The following is a 19,405-nucleotide window of genomic DNA, read 5'->3' as shown; positions in this document are numbered from 1 at the left end:
GCCCTATGCATAGCCACAAGCGGCATGCTGGCCGGTGAACTCGTCGGCCGCATCGATGCGTTGACCCTGACCCGCCTGCAGACGCTTGCGGTGACTGTCGCCACTGCCATCGCGGCAACAGCGCTGGGCGGCTGGRCCGGGCTGCTGCCATGGCAGATGGCTTATCTTGCCGCCTCCGGCGTGTTCGGGATCTTCATCGCTTCGACAGCCTATATCTCGTCGATATTCGCGCTCGGGCCGCGTCTGGCGCTGCTGGTGTTCTCGCTGACGTCGCCCTTTGCCCTGATCATGGGTTATGTTTTCCTCGGCGAGACGGTCGGTCCGCTCAAACTGGCCGGCGTGGCGCTGGTCATCGCCGGCATTGTGCTCGCCATCCTGTTCGGGCGCCCGGCCAAGGTTCAGCCGGAAGGCATTTTCCCGACGCCACCGATCGAGACGGCGGTGCTGCCGGCAAAGCAGATGACCTTGCCTGTCGGTCTCGCCTTTGGACTGGTAGCGGCACTGGGGCAGGCGTCTGGCGCCCTGGTGGCGCGTCCCGTCATGGCATCGGGCGTCAACCCGTTCACGGCGATGGCGATTCGGACCGGGGTGTCGGCCGTGTTGTTCCTGCTGCTGGTGCTGGTTCCCCTGCGCAGCGTTGCCAAGCGCCCCCGGCCGTCGGCGCGAACGCTGGGCATCGGCATTTGCGGCGCGTTGATTGGCACGGGCATGGGCATGTCGCTCATCATGGCCGCGCTGGCCGGCGGAAAGGTCGGCATCGTCTCGACATTGTCGTCGCTGTCGCCAGTATTGGTGTTGCCGATGGTGTGGCTGCGCAGCGGCTACAGGCCGTCGGCACCGGCCTGGGCCGGGGCAGTGCTCGCCTTCGCCGGCACGGCTTTGATTGCGCTCGGCTGACAGCAGCAATCAACCGGGCGCCTGCGTCTGTTCTCTTTACGTTCTTCTATGTGCCTGATAGCCTGAACCGTCGGCGGCGCTTGGTGCGTCACTGATGGCAGTCGACAGGCGACTGTCTTGTCTTTCGCTTGCGAATCCGGTCTGTCGCACTGATGGAATTCTCTCCCCAACAGGACGAGGCGCTGCAAGCGGTCGCCCGCTGGTTGCAGGTCGGCCAGCCGCAGCTGTTCCGGCTGTTCGGCTATGCCGGCACCGGCAAGACGACGCTGGCGCGCTATTTTGCCGACCATGTCGACGGTCAGGTGCAGTTCGCCGCCTTCACCGGCAAGGCGGCACAAGTGCTGCGCTCCAAGGGCGCGGTCAATGCACGCACCATCCATTCGCTGATCTACMGGCCSAAGGGCGAGGAATCGGTTGMARACGAGGTGACCGGCAAGACCTCGATGTCGCCGACCTTTTCGCTCAACCGGCARAGCCCGATTTCCCGTGCGAAACTGGTCGTCATCGACGAATGCTCGATGGTCGACGAGCAGCTTGGCCGCGACCTGATGAGCTTCGGCACGCCGATCCTGGTGCTGGGCGATCCCGGCCAGTTGCCGCCGATTTCCGGCGGCGGCTTCTTCACCGATCACGAACCGGATTTCCTGCTCACCGAAATTCACCGGCAGGCGCGTGACAATCCCATCCTGCGGCTGGCGCTCGATGTGCGCGAAGGCCGCGAGTTCATGCGCGGCGACTATGGCACGGCGCAGGTTATCGGCAAGGAAGACGTCACCCAGGAACTGGTGCTGAAGGCCGACCAGGTGCTGGTCGGCACCAACCGCACGCGCCGCCGCTACAATCAGCGCCTGCGTGAGCTCAAAGGCTTCAATGCCGACTATCCGCAGGCCGGCGACAAACTGGTCTGCCTGCGCAACGATCCGGCCAAGGGGCTGCTCAACGGCTCGCTGTGGAAGGTGATGACCTCGTCGCGCGAGACGGTGAAACCAGGCATCAATCTGCTGGTGTCGCCGGAAGAGGACGACCCGGATCGCGGCGTTGCCAAGATCAAGCTGCTCAAGGCGGCGTTCGAGGATCCGGACGCCGACATCCCCTGGCAGCAGAAGAAGCGCTTTGACGATTTCGACTATGGCTATGCGCTGACCGTGCACAAGGCGCAGGGYTCKCAGTGGAACGAGATCGTGCTKTTCGAYGAAAGCTGGGCCTTCAAGGAAACCCGCCAGCGCTGGCTTTACACCGCGATCACGCGGGCCGCCGAGCGGCTGACGATCGTCAGATAAGACATGGCGGCCAGAGTCGTCATGGCGCGCTGAGCGGCTGGACACCGAGCCATTTCCAGGCCTCGGCCTCATCCTCGGCCCTGAAATGCCTGAATTCGATCGGCGACGACCTGGGCAAAGCGTGCCGTGCGTCCGGCGTCCAGTCCGGCGTGCCGATCGCCGCGCAACGGCCTATATGCTCCAGTGCGTGGACAGCACCCTGTTTGAGGGTTTCGTCGGAGATGTCGGTCCAGTCGACGCCATCGTGATCGACCATGCGCACGGCCACGTCGATTCGCTGGTGGAGCGCGTAGGCCGCCTCCAGCAGGCCGAACAGATTCTCGGCGTCGGCCGCCGAGACATGCCCGACCACATCGATGGCGAACAGGTCGTCGCGACCGGTGTCTATGCGACGGATCGCCGGCACGGATTGCAGGAAATTCACGGTTGGTGCCTCCTTTTTGCGAAATGGCGTGGTCTTCTGGAACACCCGAAAGCCCTATCTGTTCCCGTCAAAGGCGCTATAGATGCCCGGTCTCAACCGCGCCGCGGCCGAACAGTGGCGCGCCTCAACCGCCTGATTTCACGGACGTCAGCCATGCCCGCAAAGCTTTCCGTCAACCTCAACGCCATCGCCATGCTGCGCAACCGCCGCGACCTGCCGTGGCCCAGCGTGATCGGTGTCGGCCGCCTTGCCCTTGCCGCCGGAGCGCATGGATTGACCGTCCACCCGCGTCCCGATGAGCGTCACACACGGCATTCCGACGTGCCCGAGATCAGGGCGCTGATCGACGACGAGTTCCCTCAGGCCGAATTCAACATCGAGGGCTACCCGAGCGAGGATTTCCTGGCGTTGGTGGAAAAGCATCAGCCCGAACAGGTGACGCTGGTGCCCGATGATCCGGCACAGGCAACCTCCGACCATGGCTGGAATTTCGTCACTGACGCGGCATTCCTGACGCCGATCGTCACGCGCCTGAAGAAGGGTGGTTTCAGGGTATCGCTGTTTTCAGACGCCGATGCTGCCGGCATGACGGCCGCGCGCGATACGGGCGCGGACCGGATCGAGCTCTATACAGGCCCTTATGGCAGCTACCATTCCGATTCCGCAAAAGCGACCAAAGAGCTGGAAAGATTGGGGAAAACGGCCRATGCAGCGTTCGCTGCGGGCCTCCAGGTCAATGCCGGCCACGATCTGACGGTGGACAATTTGCCCGCACTGGCGAAGCGCATCCCGGCATTGGCCGAAGTGTCGATCGGACATGGGTTGACAGCCGACGCGTTGGAGTATGGCATGGCCGGCACGGTCGGTCGGTTTCTCAGAGCCTGTGGCTGGTAGGGGTAGAGCTTCGCCTTGCAGGTATGGCAGCCATGGCGTGCAATTGACATCGCATCGCAGCATGCGTGAAGCACCGCGCGCTTGTCGGGGAGTGGTCCATGGACCTTGCCAGTCGCGGTAGCGAGGCCGAAACCGTCGAGCAATCGGGCCATTCCGGGGCCGAACAGCAAAGCACCAAGGTTCTGATGCTGGGTGCGCTCGGTGTTGTCTATGGCGATATCGGCACCAGTCCGATCTATGCCTTCCGTGAGGCGCTTCACGCTTCGCCCGGTGTCGATCCGCGCGTTCACGTGCTTGGCGTGCTGTCGCTGATCGTCTGGGCGCTGACGATCATCGTGACCATAAAATATGTCGCCTTCGTGCTTCGGGCCGACAACAAGGGCGAAGGCGGCACGTTGTCGCTGATGTCGCTGGCGCGCACCGCCTATCCCAAAGGCGCGCGGCTCATCCTGGCCATCGGCCTTTGCGGCGCGGCGTTGTTTTTCGGCGATTCGATCATAACGCCGGCCATCTCCGTGCTGTCGGCGGTCGAAGGCCTCAGGGTGGTGACACCGACATTGGACGCTTACGTCGTGCCGATCACGCTGGTCATCCTGGCCATCCTGTTTTCGGTGCAACGCTTCGGCACGGGAAAGGTGGCGGCGGTGTTCGGGCCGGTGACCGCGCTGTGGTTCCTGGCCATCGGCGTCGCGGGGCTCTATCACCTGATGGACGATCCATCGATCCTGCTGGCCATCAATCCGTATTACGCGGTCGCCTATCTCGTCAGCACACCCACGGCCGCCTTTGTCACTGTCGGCGCGGTGTTCCTGGCCGTCACCGGAGCCGAAGCGCTCTATGTCGATCTCGGCCATTTTGGACGCAAGCCCATCGTGCTGGCGTGGTTTTCCGTGGTTTTCCCTTGCCTGCTGCTCAATTATTTCGGGCAGGGGGCCTTTGTGCTGGCCAATGGCGGCAGGCCGACCAATCCATTCTTCCAGATGCTGCCTGACTGGGCGCTGATGCCGATGGTGGGACTGGCGACGGCCGCGACCGTCATCGCCAGCCAGGCAGTCATATCAGGTGCTTTTTCGCTGACCCGCCAGGCGGTGCAGCTCAACCTTCTGCCACGCATCGAGGTGCAGCATACGTCCGAAATGCAACTCGGCCAGATCTACATGCCTCGCGTCAACCTGCTCATCGCGCTCGGGGTGATGCTGCTGGTCGTCGGTTTCGGCAGCTCGAGTTCGCTGGCTTCCGCCTATGGCATCTCGGTGACCGGCGAAATGCTGATGACGACGATCCTGCTGTTCGTTGTCATGCGCAAGCTGTGGAAATGGACACTGGCGGTCGCCCTGCCGCTGACCTTGCTGTTCGGTGTCATCGACAGCGGCTTCTTCCTGGCAAACATCGTGAAGATCTTCGAAGGCGGCTGGGTATCGATCACGGTTGCCTGCCTGATGGGACTGATCATGGGGACCTGGATACGCGGCACCCGCTATCTCTTCGACAAGACCCGCCGCAACGAGATCCCGCTCGATTTCCTCGCCGGCAATCTCTTGAAGAAGAAGCCGCATTTGGTCTCGGGCACCGCGGTGTTCCTGACCAGCGATCCGCTCAGCGCGCCAACAGCGCTGATGCACAGCCTGAAGCACTACAAGGTGCTGCATGAGCAGAACGTCATCCTTTCGGTGGTGACGGCGCCGCAGCCGGTGGTGCCCGACAGCGACCGGGTCAAGATGGAAACGGTCAACGAGCTGTTCATGCGGGTGACGCTGACCTTCGGCTACATGGAACAGCCCAACATTCCGCGTGCGCTGGCGATCTGCCGCAAGCAGGGTTGGAAGTTCGACATCATGACGACGTCGTTCTTCTTGTCGCGGCGCTCGCTCAAGGCATCGCCCAATTCCGGCATGCCGGTGTGGCAGGATCGGCTGTTCATCGGCTTGGCGCGCACGGCGGCCGATGCGACCGAATATTTCCAGATCCCGACCGGGCGTGTCGTGGAAATCGGCACACAAGTCGCTATCTAAAGCAGATAGGGCAGGTATTATTGGGCACCCGTCATGCCCCCGCAGCCGCGAATTCAGCCCGCAACCATTGGATTTACAGGCGATTTCCCAAGGAGCCTAGCGTTGCCGGCATGGGAGCCATCACGCGASGGCACTTGATATTGCATTGCAGCAAGCGTAGAGCACCGCGCGCTTATCGGAGTGTCGTCCATGGCCCTTGCCAATRCTGGTAGTGAGGCAGAACCCGTCGAACAGTCGAGCCACCCGGAAATCGAACAGCATAGCACCAAGGTGCTGATGCTGGGCGCGCTGGGTGTGGTCTATGGCGATATCGGCACCAGCCCGATCTACGCCTTTCGCGAGGCGCTGGTGGCGTCGTCCCATGGCACCGTCGCCGATCGCGCAGATATCCTCGGCGTGTTGTCGCTGATCATCTGGTCGCTGACGATCATCGTCACCATCAAATACATCATGTTCGTGCTGCGCGCCGACAACCGCGGCGAGGGCGGCGTGCTGTCACTGATGGCGCTGGCGCGCGGCAGTTTCCCGAMGCGCTCGGCGWTSATCCTGGGCGTCGGCATSGTYGGCGCYTCGCTGTTTTWCGGCGATGCGGTCATCACGCCGGCGATTTCGGTGTTGTCGGCGGTCGAGGGCATGAATGTCGTCACCCCTGCCTTCCAGCCCTATGTCGTGCCGCTGACACTGGTCATCCTCGCCATGGTGTTCGCGGTGCAGCGCTTTGGCACGGGCGGGGTGGGGCTGGTCTTCGGTCCGGTGACCGCGATCTGGTTCCTGGCAATCGGCCTGTCCGGCCTCAAGCATATCATCGCCGATCCGGAAATCCTTTGGGCGATTAGCCCGCACTACATCGTCGCCTTCCTGATCCATTCGCCCGACGTCGCYTTCGTSACSATCGGCGCCATCTTCCTGGCCGTCACCGGTGCAGAGGCGCTCTATGCCGATCTCGGCCATTTCGGCCGCAAGCCGATCGTGCTGGCCTGGCTGTCGATCGTGTTTCCCTGTCTGCTTTTGAACTATGCCGGGCAGGGCGCCTTCGTGCTGGCCAAGAATGGCGTCGTCGGCCATCCGTTCTTCGAGATGAACGAGGGTTGGGCGCTGATTCCCATGGTCGTGCTGGCGACCGCTGCAACGGTCATCGCCAGCCAGGCGGTGATTTCGGGTGCCTTCTCGCTGACCAGGCAGGCGGTGCAGCTCAACATGCTGCCGCGGCTGGAAATCCTGCATACGTCCGAAAGGCAGTCCGGCCAGATCTACATGCCGCGCGTCAACCTTCTGCTGGCATTGGTGGTGATGATGCTGGTGGTCGGCTTCGGCGAATCCAGCAAGCTCGCCTCGGCCTATGGCATCTCGGTGACCGGCAACATGCTGGTGACGACGGTGCTGCTCTATGTCGTCATGACCCGCATCTGGAAATGGAAGCTGTCGGTGGCGATCCCGCTGACCGCGCTATTCACTTTCATCGATATCGGCTTCTTCGCCTCCAACATCGTCAAAGTGTTCGAAGGTGGCTGGGCGTCGCTGGCGGTGGCCTTCACCATTGTGCTCGGCATGTGGACCTGGGTACGCGGCAGCCGCTACCTCTTTGACAAGACCCGGCGCAACGAGATCCCGCTCGATTTCCTCGCCGCCAATCTGTTGAAGAAGAAGCCGCAGCTGGTGTCCGGCACCGCGGTGTTCCTGACCAGCGATCCCTTGAGCGCGCCGACCGCGCTGATGCACAGCCTGAAGCACTACAAGGTGCTGCATGAGCAGAACGTCATCCTCTCCGTGGTGACCGCGCCGCAGCCCGTCGTGCCGGACAGCGAACGGGTCAAGATGGAGACGGTCAACGAGCTATTCATGCGGGTGACACTGACCTTCGGCTACATGGAACAGCCCAACATCCCGCGCGCGCTGGCGATCTGCCGCAAGCAGGGCTGGAAGTTCGACATCATGACGACATCGTTCTTCCTGTCGCGCCGCTCACTCAAGGCATCGCCCAATTCCGGCATGCCTGTGTGGCAGGACAAGCTGTTCATCGGCCTGGCGCGCACCGCATCGGATGCGACCGAATATTTCCAGATCCCGACCGGACGTGTGGTAGAAATCGGCACGCAGGTGGCGATCTGATCGGCTTGATCGCCTCGGCCTAACAGGAGGCGGGCATGAGCGGCGAATTGGTGCTTGTCACCGGCGGATCGGGCTTCCTCGGCGCCCACTGTATCCTTGAACTCTTGAAGGCGGGCTATCGCGTGCGCACGACCGTGCGCTCCGCCAAGCGGCAAGCCGATGTGCTGGCCATGCTCGGGGCAGGCGGCGCCGAGCCGGGCGACCGGCTGTCCTTTGCCATCGCCGACCTCATGAGCGACGCAGGATGGCCGCAAGCGGTCGCCGGCTGTGACTATGTCCTGCACGTCGCCTCGCCATTTCCGCCCGGCGTGCCGAAGCACGAGGATGACCTGATCATTCCGGCTCGCGAGGGGGCATTGCGAGTGCTGCGGGCGGCGCGGGACGCTGGTGTCAAACGCGTCGTGCTGACCTCGTCCTTCGCAGCGATCGGCTACGGCAAGATGCCGGCCGGGCCGTTCACCGAAGAGAGCTGGACCGATCCCACGGCCAAGGTCAGCGCCTATGTGAAGTCGAAGACGCTTGCCGAGCGCGCGGCCTGGGATTTCATCGGCGCCGAGGGCGGCAGGCTGGAACTGGCGGTCGTCAATCCGGTCGGCATTTTCGGGCCGGTGCTCGGGTCCGACCACTCGACCTCCACCGAATTTGTCCAGCGCATGATGAACGGCGCCATGCCGGGGCTGCCGCGCCTGTCCTTCGGCGTCGTCGATGCACGCGACGTGGCCGACCTGCATGTGCGCGCCATGACCAATCCGGCGGCGAAGGGCGAGCGCTTCCTGGCGGTATCAGGCGATTTCATGACCGTGCGGGAGATCGCGCAGACCTTGAAAACGCGGCTCGGCGCTGCGGCGGCACGCGTTTCGACCAGGCAGCTTCCCGATTGGCTGGTGCGGATCGTCGGATTGTTCAACCCGGAAGCCGCGCAGCTCGTAACGGAGCTTGGCAAGGTCAAGAATGCCACCAGCGCCAAGGCGGTGCGCCTGCTTGGCTGGGCGCCGCGCTCTCGCGAGGACGCGCTGGCCGCCACAGGCGAAAGCCTGATCCGGCTCGGCCTGCTCAAGAAGTAGCGCGGCGGGAGGAAGACCTCCCACCGCGCGGGCTTCAACCAGCCAGAGCAGCTTTGTTGGCTTCTAGGAACTGCTTCAGCGATACGGACTTGCGACCGGAGAGTTTCTCCACGGAGTCCGTCACCATGCCAAGGCCGCCGCCTCGCGTGGTGGCGTCGAAGGATACCAGAAGCTTGGCGAAGTTCTCGGGCAGGCCGGCTGCCTTCATACCCTCGGTCAGGGCCTCGTCGGAAAGCTGCACGACCTGGATGGGCTTGCCGGTAACTTCAGTGACCAGTGCGGCGACCTCCGCGGCCGTATAGGCTTTGGGACCTGTCAGCGTGTAGGTCGTGCTCTCGTTGGTGCCGGAGGCGAGCCCTGCTGCAATCGCTGCCGCAAGATCGTCGCGCGTGCCATAGGAAATGCGGCCTTCACCCGCCGATGTATACCATTGGCCCGACGCCAGGATCTGCGGCGTCGCCATGAACAGGTTCTCGTCATACCAGCCGTTGCGGAAGATCGTGTAGGGAATGCCGCTCGCCTTGATCGCCTGCTCGGTGTCGTAGTGGTCGGGTGCGAAATGGACGGGGGACCCCGGCTCCGGGTTGGGCATCGAGGTGTAGAGCAAGTGGGCGACGCCTGCCTTGCTGGCGGCAGTGACGGCCGCGAGTTGCTGCTCACGGCGCTTTCCCTGCACCTCGAGTTCGTTGGTCGAGATCACGAGCACGCGGTCGGCGCCCGCGAAGGAATTGGCAAGCGATGCCGGATCGTTGAAGTCGGCGGCCCGCACGACAACACCGCGCGCTGACAGATCGGCGAGATTGGCCGGCGTGCGGGTCGTTGCGATGATCTGCGTCGCCGGAACCTTGAAGGTCTCCAGCAAGTGGTTGATGACGCTGCGGCCGAGCTGGCCGGACGCGCCGGTGACGAGAAGAGTTGCGGTCATGGGGGATCCTGAAGTTGCGCCGGAATGGCGGTTCGGGTGCTGGTCTCAAAAAGAGACCAGCACTAAAATAGGAATTGACCTGGTGCCGTAAAGAAGGCAGTTTTTCGGGAGGTAGGCACAGCCAGGGAACCAGCCATGGACGGCACGACCATCAAACTGAGATCCAAACTTGAGATCTACAAAGCGATGACCGAGGGCGGAAGCATCGCCGATTGCCCAGTCCGCGACGTCATCCAGGGGCTCAATGGTAAATGGAGCTCGCTGTTGATGGCGGCGCTGGCCGAGCAGCCCTATCGCTTTGGTGAATTGCGGCGACTGGTGCCCGACATCTCGCAGCGCATGCTGACCCAGACGCTCTACGATCTGCAGCGCGACGGCTATGTGCATCGCGAAGTGTTCCCGACCAAGCCACCGAGTGTCGAATACAGCCTGACCGACCTCGGGCGCTCGATGTTTTCCGCCCTGCATCAGTTGATCCAGTGGGCGGAGCTCAACCATGATGCGGTGCGCGAGGCGCGTGCCGGCTTCGACGCAACGCAGGCTTGAGCAGCACGACGGCGTTCGGCGCCGCGACTTGATTTCATCCGGCGGCTGAAGGATTGTCCCGGCCAGTTCGGCTTGGGGGCATCGGCATTTCCTACGACATCGCAATTGCAGGCGCCGGTCCGGCGGGGCTGGCCATGGCGCTCTATCTCAAGCGTGCCGGGCACAGGGTCACCATCTTCGAGCGCTTCGAGGAGCCGAAGCCGGTCGGCTCCGGGCTGATCCTGCAGCCGACCGGCCTGACGGTTCTGGCCGATCTCGGCCTGCTCGACGACATACTGGCGCTCGGCGCCCGCATCGACCGGCTGCATGGCGCCGATGCCTCGACCGGCCGCACCGTGCTCGATGTCCGCTACGACGCCCAGCGCGGCCGCCGTTTCGGCCTGGCGGTGCACCGCGCGGCCCTGTTCGGCGTGCTGTTTCGCTCAGCCCGGCGTGAGGCGATCGCCATCGAGACCGGCGTCGAGATCGAGACCGTGGAGGCCGGCGAACGGTCGACGCTGATCTGTGGCAATGGACGAAGGGCAGGGCCGTTCGATCTGGTCGTCGACGCCAGCGGTTCGCGCTCGAAACTGCGGCAGAGCGTGGGCAATGCAGCCGCGCCACGGCCACTCACCTATGGTGCGTTCTGGGCATCGCTTGATTGGCGCGGCGAGGGCTTTGACGAGCACGCGCTCTTGCAGCGCTACGACAGGGCCAGCGTAATGATCGGCGTACTGCCGATCGGCCGGCCGGAACCGGGCGCCGAGAAGATGGCGGCGTTCTTCTGGAGCCTGAAGCCAGCCAATGCCGACGCGGTACGAGGTCTTGGTATCGATGCCTGGAAGGACCGAGTGGTGCGGCTGTGGCCGCAGAGCGAGGCGTATACCAGCCAGATCGACAGTTTCGAYCAGCTSWCGCTGGCSCGCTACGGCCAYCACACGATGAAGCTKCCGGYYGGCCGSMGMTTGGCSGTCATCGGCGACGCSGCGCATTCGACCAGCCCGCARCTCGGRCAAGGGGCCAATATGGCGCTGCTCGACGCGGCGGCGCTCAGCCATGCGCTGGCGCGCACGCAGAGCGTCGAGGCAGCGCTCGAAACTTATGCCARGGCGCGGCGMTGGCATGTGCGYRTCTTCCAGGCGCTGTCGCTGGCKTTCACGCCRTTCTACCAGTCGGAYTCCGTGGCACTGCCCTTCATCCGCGACAGGTTGGTGGCGACCATCGCAAAGATCCCGCCGGCGCCGCAGCTTCTGGCCTCGATGGTCGCCGGCACGGTGATCGATCCGTTCAGGCGGGCAGGGCTGACGGAAGCGCGATGGGATTTCGGACAAGATCCAGGTCATAATACGAACGCATAATAGTTTTCGCTCGGGCCGGTTCGCATGCACGCCATGTTCAGAGCGCGACAATCGCAACATCTGATGCGCATCGTTGCATCGTTCTTGTTGACGCTGATCGTGGCGTTGCCTTTACCTCGGGCGCAAGCCCAGACGCCAGGTCAGGCCAGTCAGCAGGTGGTGGCTGACAGTGAGGAGGCGCTGAAAGCCCGCATCGACGCGGCCTACAAGCTGATGACGGAAGTCGGACATTTCGACGAAGGCTATGCACTGTTGCGGTCAGCGCTGCTCGATGCCGCGAGAGGCGACCTCAATGAGTTTACGGTCGTCAGCTACTCGAACGCCGGCGCGACTTTCCTGAACGGCCAGTTTCTCGAAGAGTCCGAAGCGATTTTTACCGAAGGCCTGAAGACCAGGGCGATGCAGCAGGATGTCGCGAAGCGCGCCGATTTCTATCTCAACTACGCGATGCTGAAGCAGGCCGAGAAAGACCATCGGAGCGCCGTTTCCATGTTCGCCAATGCGATTGGCCTCTACGAGCACTATTATGGCAAGGACTCCAGGGAGCTCATCTTCGCCACCGATCAGATGACGACGGCCGTTGCGGCAGTCGGCAACATCGCTTCCGCCATCAACATCGAGCAGGGCAATGTGGAGGCAGCCGAGCGCGCGCTTGGCAATGACGACCCGCTCACCTGGACACTGCAGAACAATCTCGCGGACCTGCTGCGCCAGATGGGCGCACCGACACGTGCCTTGCAATATGACCTGGTGGTGATCGAGAAACGCACCGCTTAYTACGGCGCARATCATTTCTWYGTYYTGGYCAGCGCCAGCAACACGGCACAGGACTATCTCRACCTCGGCARSTAYGACSAGGCCTTGCGCTATCTCCAGCAGCAGCGGGACATCGCCGTCGCTCTCAACCAGCAAGGCAATCTGGTCGAGCAGGCCGATGCATGGCTGCTCTACACCAGGGCGCTCTCCGGCGCGCAGCCGCTCGACGAGCCGACAATCGCACATCTGCAGTCGCTGACCCCCGACCAGGGCTATCCCGAGATACTGGCAATCAAGATCGCCAATCTGCTGGCCGTGCATTTCGACGCCACGGGGGATTTGGAAAGCAGCATGCGGCAACTCGACCAAGCTTATCGCATCGCCGGGTCAAAATTCGACTTGCCGCCTCCGCTGGAGTTTGCCGCACGACAGGCGATTGCCAATCTCAAGGCGAAGACGGATCCCGCGGCTTCGGCGGCCGATTTCGCCGGTCTCGACAATGACATGCTGCGGTGGAATTCGATGCAGGTGAGCTCGGCCGGCAATCCCATCGTCGCTGAAGCCAGCCGCGCGCTGGCCGACGACATGCTCTACGACTACGCGCGCTTMGCGCAAARCAACGCATCGGCGGTGCCGGCMTTCGCCGATGCCGTGCGCCGCTGGCCGACGCTCGAGAACGGCAAGCGGGATAGGCTGCGCARGCTTTTGCGAATGATCGATCCGAACGATACGGAGACGCGACGTCTGATCCAGACCGCGATGCGGCTGTCCTTCGCCTATCAGGAGGTTGTGTCCAGCGGCGACGATATTGAGCATACGGGGGCGTTGCTGATGGGGCAGCTTCAGTCGATGGACGACACGCTCAACACCAGGCTCTCGGCGAAGTACGGCTTCGACGAGAAGGCAATGCAGAAGCCTCTGCCGACGGCTGAGACATCGCTGAAGCCCAATGAGGCGCTGGTCGACTACTTCATCACCCGCAAGTGGCGGGCCGACCGCGAGAGCGACGATCCGCTGGAAGACGAGCGTCTCTATGCGATCGTCACGCGCAATGACCAGCCGCCGCGCCTCTATGATCTCGGCGATTCGCGCCGGATCATTCCGGCCGCGCAGGAAACCCGCATGGCGAACCTCCGATCCAGCCGTTCCGCGCAGGAGCGCGGCGCCGTGCCGCTGGTCGATCGCGACGCTACGTTCACCGGGCTTTACGCCGGGCTGCTGGCGCCTCTGGAATCGTCGCTCGCAGGTGCGGATACACTTTTCGTGGTGCCCGACGGCAAATTGTTTTCGGTACCGTTTCCGTTGCTTCAGGACGCCAAGGGTGTGACGCTGGATGACCGCTTTGTGGTGCGCATGCTGACGCGGCCGGAATCCTTGTTGAACGCAGGTGTCGATCAGAGCTTTCCAAGGAACGGCAAGGCCCTGCTCGCCGGCGGSCTCGACTATRCRCGTGGCGCGGAGAAGGGCGCCGAGCCATTRCCGGGCACCMGSAAGGARGTCGATGCAATCGCYTCGATCCTGCGCGGCGACCAGTATTCGGTCGACATGCTCACCGGARCGGCGGCCGGCGAGCGGGCATTGCGCAAGGAYATGGAGCAGGCGACGGTYGCGCATCTGGCCACMCATGGCGCCTAYCGYGACGASRARGAGGGCGGTGTGAGYGCCGTGAATGCGCTTTGGCAGAGCCAGGTYGTGCTGTCGCAGTCSGGAGACCGGCAATCRATGAAGCGCGACKATGAYGAYGGCCGGCTCTAYGGCATGGAACTGATGRRCTGGGATCTGTCGGGCCTYGACCTGCTTGTYCTGTCMGCYTGCGAGACGGCCCGTGGGCAGGAGACGTTCGTCGGCGGTTTGCGCGGCCTGCCGACCGCGATCAGCATTGCCGGCGCGAAGCGGTCGCTGTTGGCGCTGTGGCCGGTGGATGATGCGGGAACTGCCGGTTTCATGGTCGGGTTCTACAAGCATCTTACCGCCGGACAGACCTATCCGGAAGCGCTGCGCCAGACCCGCCGCGATGCCCGCGACGGCAAGATATCGGGCGCCCAGGACCCGCGGGTCTGGGCCGCCTTTGTCATGTTCGAGAACTGACACGGCTCAAAGCGACTGCTTGTTCCTGATCTGAGCGTTCAAGTCGTCGTGCCAACGCAAATGGTCTGGCCGGATCGCTCCGGCGGATGACGCTGGACAAAAATGATCCCTTGGCGTGCAGGAAGGCATGCAGGCGCTGCGGATAGTCCGGCGCCACGGCGTGCCTGATCGACGGACGATCACGCAGCGCCTGCCGCCAGGCCTGGACGCGCGGCTTGCCATCCAGGATGCCGAAATCGCCGATCTGGTCGAAAGCGTCGAGATATCGGAAAACCGGGCCGTAGACGGCATCGACGAGCGAGAAGCGGTCGCCAGCGAACCATGGGCCATTCCGATCGGTGTCGTCAGCCAGTTCGGCCTCAAGGCGATCAAACATGGCCGACAGCGCGCCGGATTCGGCAAGGAAGCCGGCCTCGGTCGGTGCTGAATAGAACCGGCCGATGGCGTTGAGGGTGGCCGAGCCGAACTCTATCCAGGCACGGTGCCGGGCACGGGCATAGGGGTCGGCCGGGTGGAGGGGATTGGCCCGTGTCTCCTCGAGGAATTCGAGGATGACGGCGGATTCGAAGATTGTTGTTTCCTCGCCATTTCGCCGCACGCGCAGCAGTGGCACCTTGCCGAGCGGCGAGATCGCCTTGAACCAGTTCGGCTTGTCGGCGAGGTCGATGTCGGCGCGCTCGAACGGCACGCCTTTCTCGGTCAGCGAGATCGCCGCGCGCTGGACATAGGGGCAGAGAGGATGGCTGACGAGGATGAGCTTGTCGGTCATGATTTGCCTTTCGATGTTGATGCAATTGCATCTATGTAGATGCGCGTGCATTGATCGTCAAGCTTGATGCATCTGCATCTATCCCCTAGAGTAAGCCATGACCGAGAAAGCCATGCCTTCGCCGGAAGCCATCAAGGCCTGGGCTCGCCTGATGCGCGTTTCGCGCCAGCTGGTGGAAAGTGCCGAAGACGCGTTGAAGGAGGGCGGCCTGCCGCCGCTTGCCTGGTACGACGTGCTGCACGAACTTGCCGAGGCCGGCGAGGGCGGCTTGCGGCCGTTTCAGTTGATCGAGCGCACGCTGTTTGCGCAGTACAACATCTCGCGGCTGCTGGCCCGGCTCGAAGGAGACGGGCTGGTCGAGAAACTGCCGGTGGCAGACGACGGCCGCGGCCAGACCATCCGCATCACGGCCAAGGGGCGAGAGACGCGCCGGCGGATGTGGGCTGTCTACGGACGGTCTATCGCCGAACTGGTTGGCGCCAGGCTCTCGCCGGATGAACTGAACACGGTGTCGGCGCTGCTTGGCCGGCTGCGCCATCCGCCTGCCGGCGATTGAGGCTGGCTCGAGCGGCTGTTGCGCACCATCGCGGTTTTCAGCCGAATATTTCTACTTTCCCCCCTTGCGCCGATTACCGGATTGCGCAATATGCCGAACCGTAACGTACGGTACGGCTCGCTGGATGATCTGCGGCCCTGACCATAGAGCGGGAACTGAGCGTGTTGCTGGCAAACGCCGACATCGACAACAGCCAAGCGCTGACGGAGCGGCAGAAAGCCGTTCTGGATGCGGCTTTGCGGCTGCTGGTCGAGGAGGGCGATCAGCTGACCATGACCGCCGTGGCCAGGCGGGCCAGCTGTTCCAAGGAGACGCTCTACAAATGGTTTGGCGACCGCGACGGGCTGTTGACGGCAACCGTGCAGTGGCAGGCCTCCAAGGTGCGGGTGGCATCCGTCGACGGCAAAGGGCTCGACCTTGCCTCGCTGACGGCAAGCCTCGAGCGTTTTGCTTCCGACTGGCTGAAGGTGATTTCGAGCGATACCTCGATCGCGCTCAACCGGGTGGCGGTCGGCCATGCCGGCTCGGGCAAGGATAATCTTGGCGCCGTCGTGCTGGAGAATGGCCGCTTCGCGCTAGCCAAGCGGCTGAAGCCGGTGCTGGAAGCAGGCCGTCAGGCAGGGCTCCTGGAATTTGCGGATGCCGAGACGGCGTTCCGTAGCTTTTTCGGGCTGGTTGCCCGCGACGTGCAGATCCGTCTGCTGTTGGGCGACCGGCTGGAATTGACTGAGGTGACGATCGGCGGCGATGCCGTCCGCGCGACGCAGCAGTTTCTCGCTCTTTTCGGAGCAAAAACCGGGCCGCAGGGCCTCTGATCTTAGAAACGGGAAGGAAGAAAAAATGCGCGTCTATTACGATCGTGATGCCGATCTCAACCTGATCAAGGGCAAGAAGGTCGCCATCATCGGCTATGGCAGCCAGGGCCGGGCGCATGCGCTCAACCTCAAGGATTCCGGCGCCAAGGAGATCGCCATCGGCCTCAAGGCCGGCTCGGCGACCGCCAAGAAGGTCGAGGCCGACGGGCTCAAGGTGATGAGCGTGGCCGACGCCGCCAAATGGGCCGACCTGATGATGATGGCGACGCCCGACGAGTTGCAGGCCGACATCTACAAGAACGAGATCGCGCCGAACATCCGCGATGGTGCGGCGATCGCCTTCGCGCACGGCCTCAACGTGCATTTCGGCCTGATCGAGCCGAAGTCGACCGTCGACGTCGTCATGATCGCGCCGAAGGGCCCGGGCCACACGGTGCGCGGCGAATACCAGAAGGGCGGCGGCGTGCCGTGCCTGGTCGCSGTCAACCAGGACGCTTCKGGCAAYGCGCTTGATCTSGCGCTCTCCTACGCCTGCGGCGTCGGCGGCGGCCGTTCGGGCATCATCGAGACCAATTTCCGCGAGGAATGCGAGACCGATCTGTTCGGYGAGCAGGTSGTKCTSTGCGGCGGYCTKGTCGARCTGATCCGCGCCGGCTTCGARACGCTGGTGGAAGCCGGCTACGCSCCSGAAATGGCCTATTTCGARTGCCTGCACGAGGTCAAGCTGATCGTCGACCTGATCTATGAAGGCGGCATCGCCAACATGAACTACTCGATCTCGAACACCGCCGAATGGGGCGAGTATGTCTCGGGTCCGCGCATCATCACCGCCGAGACCAAGGCCGAGATGAAGCGCGTGCTGAAGGACATCCAGACCGGAAAATTCACCTCGGAATGGATGCAGGAATACCGCGCCGGCATGTCGCGCTTCAAGGGCATCCGCCGTAACAATGACAGCCACCAGATCGAGGAAGTCGGCGCCAAGCTGCGCGCGATGATGCCGTGGATTTCCAAGAACAAGCTGGTCGACAAGGCGAAGAACTGAGCGCAGTTCGCGGACCTTTCCCTACATGAAAAAGGGCGGCGAGAGCCGCCCTTGTTCATTTCTGGTCGCCGGGATCTTGCTTAAGCGCTCGATCCGCCCGGCTCGCCGTCGTCATCCAGCAAATCCATCAGTTTCTGCATTTCCACGGTCAGTTGCTGGTGCATTTCGGACAGTTGCTGATGCCACTGCCGCGCCTGCTCGACGGTCGGCATCTCCTTCACCTTGATGATCTGATTGACGACGAACTGGCGGCCGTTCCATTGCTTTTCGACCGTCACGAAGGGGTTGCTGTATTTCTTGTCGATGGTTTGCTTGCCTGTCGACGTGATGAGGGTGATGTTGTTGCCGACGCCGAACAGCCTGGAATCATAGTCGAGCGCCTTGGCTACGCCGTCATCGATCTGCTTCAGCAACAAGTCGGCGACCTGGACGATCTCGGCCCATTTTTCTGGCGTCGGATCGGCTTCATATTCGTCCATCAGGGGAAACAGCCGGCCGCCCTTGAGGTCGAGCGTCTTGTTGACCTCCGCAATGACATCGCCCAGTTGCTTTTTCAGATCCTTGCGGCCTGCCAGCCAATCTTCGGTCACGCATTGGTCCTTGTAAGGCTTCGTGCCGCTGGCACAGCCACCGAGTATCCAGACCGGATTCAAGGCAAGCGCCGCCGCCACCCCGGCGGCCGCGACAAAGGGGATCCACTTCAGCGGCAGCCGCAGCAGGTTGAACCATGCCGGGGTTCCGCCCCCTTGCATATCCACATCGGAGAACGTCACCTTCTCGCCGCGAACCAGGGGGATCCAGTTGGCTTTGACGAATTCGTTGGTGAAGTACTCGCTGTGCGTGATGTCGTGGAAGCGGTCGCGGACATTGAACGTTCCGAAACCGTAGGTTCCGGTGGCGCCGTAACCCCAGGTGCCGGACTGCGCCAGCACCGGCCAGATGTCGCGCGTTCCGCATTCATTGATGATGGCGTTGCGCTTCTCCGGGCCGCGTATCTGGTCTTCGACAGCGCGCCAGTCGAAGTCTCCCGGAACCACCGAGCCGCACAGGATGACCCTGTCGAACCGGAAATAGGGGTTCTGCAGGATCACCCGGGTCAGCGCATAGGTGCCATAGCTGTGCGCAAAGACGATCAGCGGCCGGTCGCCATAGTGCTTGCTGACCCCCTCGATCTGCTGGCGCAGCTTCTCGATCGGACCGGCCCGGCAGATGCCGAACGGACACCAGAACCGCAGCAGGTCGAAATAGCCGTATTTGATCGGAATGACGGTGGCGGACGTTTCGCTCTCGATGACCGAGGCGATCCGGTTCTGCCACCATGCGGCGGTCCTGATGCCATGAATGAGGATCACGACGGGCGCTTCGGACATTTCAGCCTACCCCCTCAAGCCGCAAAGTCTTGCGGGGTGATAATAGTTGGAGTGGCAAGAAAAGTTAAGGGCGCCGCCAGTTTCTGCAAACGATAGGACAGGGAAAGCCTTTCGTGGRCAGTCCCAAGATCAGAACGGCGCCGCGAAGCGGTGCCGTTCGGCATGTTCTTTACGGTCGGTCAGCTAAGGGCGACCAGCACTGCTTGGGGCCGCCTCGGCTGGGATCTACGCGGGCACGAGCCCGTGGCGCAGCATGACCTCGTTCGCCTTGGCCAGGTCGGGCCTGCCGGGGACATTGATCACCTCGGCAATCTCCTCGAAATAACGGCGCCCGATGGCCCCCGGCGTCAACACGGCCAAAGTCCGCGACACACCGTCGTGCAGGTTCTCGTGGTGGTGGACACTTCCGCGCGGAATGAAGATGGCATCGCCGGTGCCGAGTTCCTGCTTCCGGCCATCAACGGTGATCGTCAAAATGCCTTCCAGCCCATACAGCGTTTCGTCCGCCTCCTGATGGT

At 63.0% G+C, this 19,405-nt stretch carries 17 protein-coding genes; 12 read left to right on the top strand and 5 right to left on the bottom strand.

Annotated features, from left to right (window positions below):
• Both AC1DX0_RS14965 and AC1DX0_RS14960 read left to right on the top strand, forming a co-directional pair.
• Window positions 1–897 (top strand): EamA family transporter (locus tag AC1DX0_RS14965; RefSeq protein WP_477355872.1); only part of this gene is annotated, 897 nt, incomplete at its 5' end.
• A 152-nt stretch (window positions 898–1,049) separates the two neighbouring features.
• A complete protein-coding gene (locus tag AC1DX0_RS14960) occupies window positions 1,050–2,177 on the top strand; it encodes an ATP-dependent DNA helicase (protein WP_477355869.1) in 1,128 nt (375 codons plus the stop codon).
• A gap of 19 nt (window positions 2,178–2,196) precedes the next feature.
• Here the strand turns inward: AC1DX0_RS14960 and AC1DX0_RS14955 are convergent, their stop codons facing one another.
• Window positions 2,197–2,601 (bottom strand): SpoIIAA family protein, encoded by a 405-nt coding sequence (locus AC1DX0_RS14955; protein WP_477222035.1) that lies wholly within the window; start codon window positions 2,599–2,601, stop codon window positions 2,197–2,199.
• 153 nt (window positions 2,602–2,754) lie between these two features.
• Here AC1DX0_RS14955 and AC1DX0_RS14950 point away from each other — a divergent pair, with 153 nt between their 5' ends.
• From AC1DX0_RS14950 to AC1DX0_RS14935, 4 genes are all read left to right on the top strand, one after another.
• Window positions 2,755–3,495 carry a pyridoxine 5'-phosphate synthase gene (locus AC1DX0_RS14950; protein WP_477355866.1) on the top strand — a complete coding sequence of 247 codons (741 nt, stop codon included), beginning with the start codon at window positions 2,755–2,757 and terminating at the stop codon, window positions 3,493–3,495.
• Window positions 3,496–3,593: 98 nt separating this feature from the next.
• On the top strand, window positions 3,594–5,507 hold the full coding sequence (locus tag AC1DX0_RS14945) for a potassium transporter Kup (protein WP_477222037.1): 1,914 nt from the start codon (window positions 3,594–3,596) through the stop codon (window positions 5,505–5,507).
• 189 nt (window positions 5,508–5,696) lie between these two features.
• Window positions 5,697–7,616 (top strand): potassium transporter Kup, encoded by a 1,920-nt coding sequence (locus AC1DX0_RS14940; protein ID WP_477355863.1) that lies wholly within the window; start codon window positions 5,697–5,699, stop codon window positions 7,614–7,616.
• Between the two features lie 35 nt (window positions 7,617–7,651).
• Window positions 7,652–8,680, top strand: coding sequence for an SDR family oxidoreductase (locus AC1DX0_RS14935; RefSeq protein ID WP_477222039.1), 1,029 nt, complete (start codon window positions 7,652–7,654; stop codon window positions 8,678–8,680).
• A gap of 34 nt (window positions 8,681–8,714) precedes the next feature.
• Here AC1DX0_RS14935 and AC1DX0_RS14930 read toward each other — a convergent pair whose 3' ends face one another.
• Window positions 8,715–9,605, bottom strand: a complete 891-nt coding sequence (locus AC1DX0_RS14930; RefSeq protein ID WP_477222040.1) for an SDR family oxidoreductase — start codon at window positions 9,603–9,605, stop codon at window positions 8,715–8,717.
• 186 nt (window positions 9,606–9,791) lie between these two features.
• Between AC1DX0_RS14930 and AC1DX0_RS14925 the strand changes: the two genes are divergently transcribed.
• The 3 genes from AC1DX0_RS14925 to AC1DX0_RS14915 all read left to right on the top strand — a co-directional run bounded on the left by AC1DX0_RS14925 (window position 9,792) and on the right by AC1DX0_RS14915 (window position 14,332).
• A complete protein-coding gene (locus tag AC1DX0_RS14925) occupies window positions 9,792–10,151 on the top strand; it encodes a winged helix-turn-helix transcriptional regulator (protein ID WP_477222112.1) in 360 nt (119 codons plus the stop codon).
• Window positions 10,152–10,204: 53 nt separating this feature from the next.
• A complete protein-coding gene (locus AC1DX0_RS14920) occupies window positions 10,205–11,488 on the top strand; it encodes an FAD-dependent oxidoreductase (protein ID WP_477355860.1) in 1,284 nt (427 codons plus the stop codon).
• Between the two features lie 63 nt (window positions 11,489–11,551).
• Window positions 11,552–14,332, top strand: coding sequence for a CHAT domain-containing protein (locus AC1DX0_RS14915; protein WP_477355858.1), 2,781 nt, complete (start codon window positions 11,552–11,554; stop codon window positions 14,330–14,332).
• On the opposite strand, the gene AC1DX0_RS14910 is transcribed toward AC1DX0_RS14915, so the two are convergent.
• A complete protein-coding gene (locus AC1DX0_RS14910) occupies window positions 14,316–15,101 on the bottom strand; it encodes a glutathione S-transferase family protein (protein ID WP_477222043.1) in 786 nt (261 codons plus the stop codon). The genes AC1DX0_RS14915 and AC1DX0_RS14910 overlap by 17 nt on opposite strands.
• Before the next feature lie 97 nt (window positions 15,102–15,198).
• Between AC1DX0_RS14910 and AC1DX0_RS14905 the strand changes: the two genes are divergently transcribed.
• The 3 genes from AC1DX0_RS14905 to ilvC all read left to right on the top strand — a co-directional run bounded on the left by AC1DX0_RS14905 (window position 15,199) and on the right by ilvC (window position 17,517).
• Window positions 15,199–15,657: a MarR family winged helix-turn-helix transcriptional regulator gene (locus AC1DX0_RS14905; RefSeq protein ID WP_477222044.1), complete on the top strand. Its 459-nt coding sequence runs from the start codon at window positions 15,199–15,201 to the stop codon at window positions 15,655–15,657.
• Between the two features lie 161 nt (window positions 15,658–15,818).
• On the top strand, window positions 15,819–16,472 hold the full coding sequence (locus AC1DX0_RS14900; protein ID WP_477222045.1) for a TetR/AcrR family transcriptional regulator: 654 nt from the start codon (window positions 15,819–15,821) through the stop codon (window positions 16,470–16,472).
• 25 nt (window positions 16,473–16,497) lie between these two features.
• Window positions 16,498–17,517 carry a ketol-acid reductoisomerase gene (gene ilvC / locus AC1DX0_RS14895; RefSeq protein WP_013531065.1) on the top strand — a complete coding sequence of 340 codons (1,020 nt, stop codon included), beginning with the start codon at window positions 16,498–16,500 and terminating at the stop codon, window positions 17,515–17,517.
• A gap of 80 nt (window positions 17,518–17,597) precedes the next feature.
• On the opposite strand, the gene AC1DX0_RS14890 is transcribed toward ilvC, so the two are convergent.
• Entirely contained in the window at window positions 17,598–18,887 is a 1,290-nt protein-coding gene (locus AC1DX0_RS14890) for a lipase family protein (RefSeq protein ID WP_477222046.1), read from the bottom strand.
• Window positions 18,888–19,112: 225 nt separating this feature from the next.
• Window positions 19,113–19,405: cupin domain-containing protein (locus AC1DX0_RS14885; protein ID WP_477355855.1), on the bottom strand; the 293-nt coding region annotated here is incomplete at its 5' end.

This window comes from Mesorhizobium sp. P3_A9 (assembly GCF_056402975.1).
Note: the sequence above shows the minus strand (reverse complement) of the source record. Positions and strands in the feature narration are given on the sequence as shown.

Bases quoted from the DNA above. Each gene is read 5' to 3' on its own strand.
- AC1DX0_RS14910 (WP_477222043.1), bottom strand. From the start codon at position 15,101: ATGACCGACAAGCTCATCCTCGTCAGCCATCCTCTCTGCCCCTATGTC.
- AC1DX0_RS14925 (WP_477222112.1), top strand. From the start codon at position 9,792: ATGACCGAGGGCGGAAGCATCGCCGATTGCCCAGTCCGCGACGTCATC.
- AC1DX0_RS14930 (WP_477222040.1), bottom strand. From the start codon at position 9,605: ATGACCGCAACTCTTCTCGTCACCGGCGCGTCCGGCCAGCTCGGCCGC.
- AC1DX0_RS14905 (WP_477222044.1), top strand. From the start codon at position 15,199: ATGACCGAGAAAGCCATGCCTTCGCCGGAAGCCATCAAGGCCTGGGCT.
- AC1DX0_RS14945 (WP_477222037.1), top strand. From the start codon at position 3,594: ATGGACCTTGCCAGTCGCGGTAGCGAGGCCGAAACCGTCGAGCAATCG.
- AC1DX0_RS14935 (WP_477222039.1), top strand. From the start codon at position 7,652: ATGAGCGGCGAATTGGTGCTTGTCACCGGCGGATCGGGCTTCCTCGGC.
- AC1DX0_RS14890 (WP_477222046.1), bottom strand. From the start codon at position 18,887: ATGTCCGAAGCGCCCGTCGTGATCCTCATTCATGGCATCAGGACCGCC.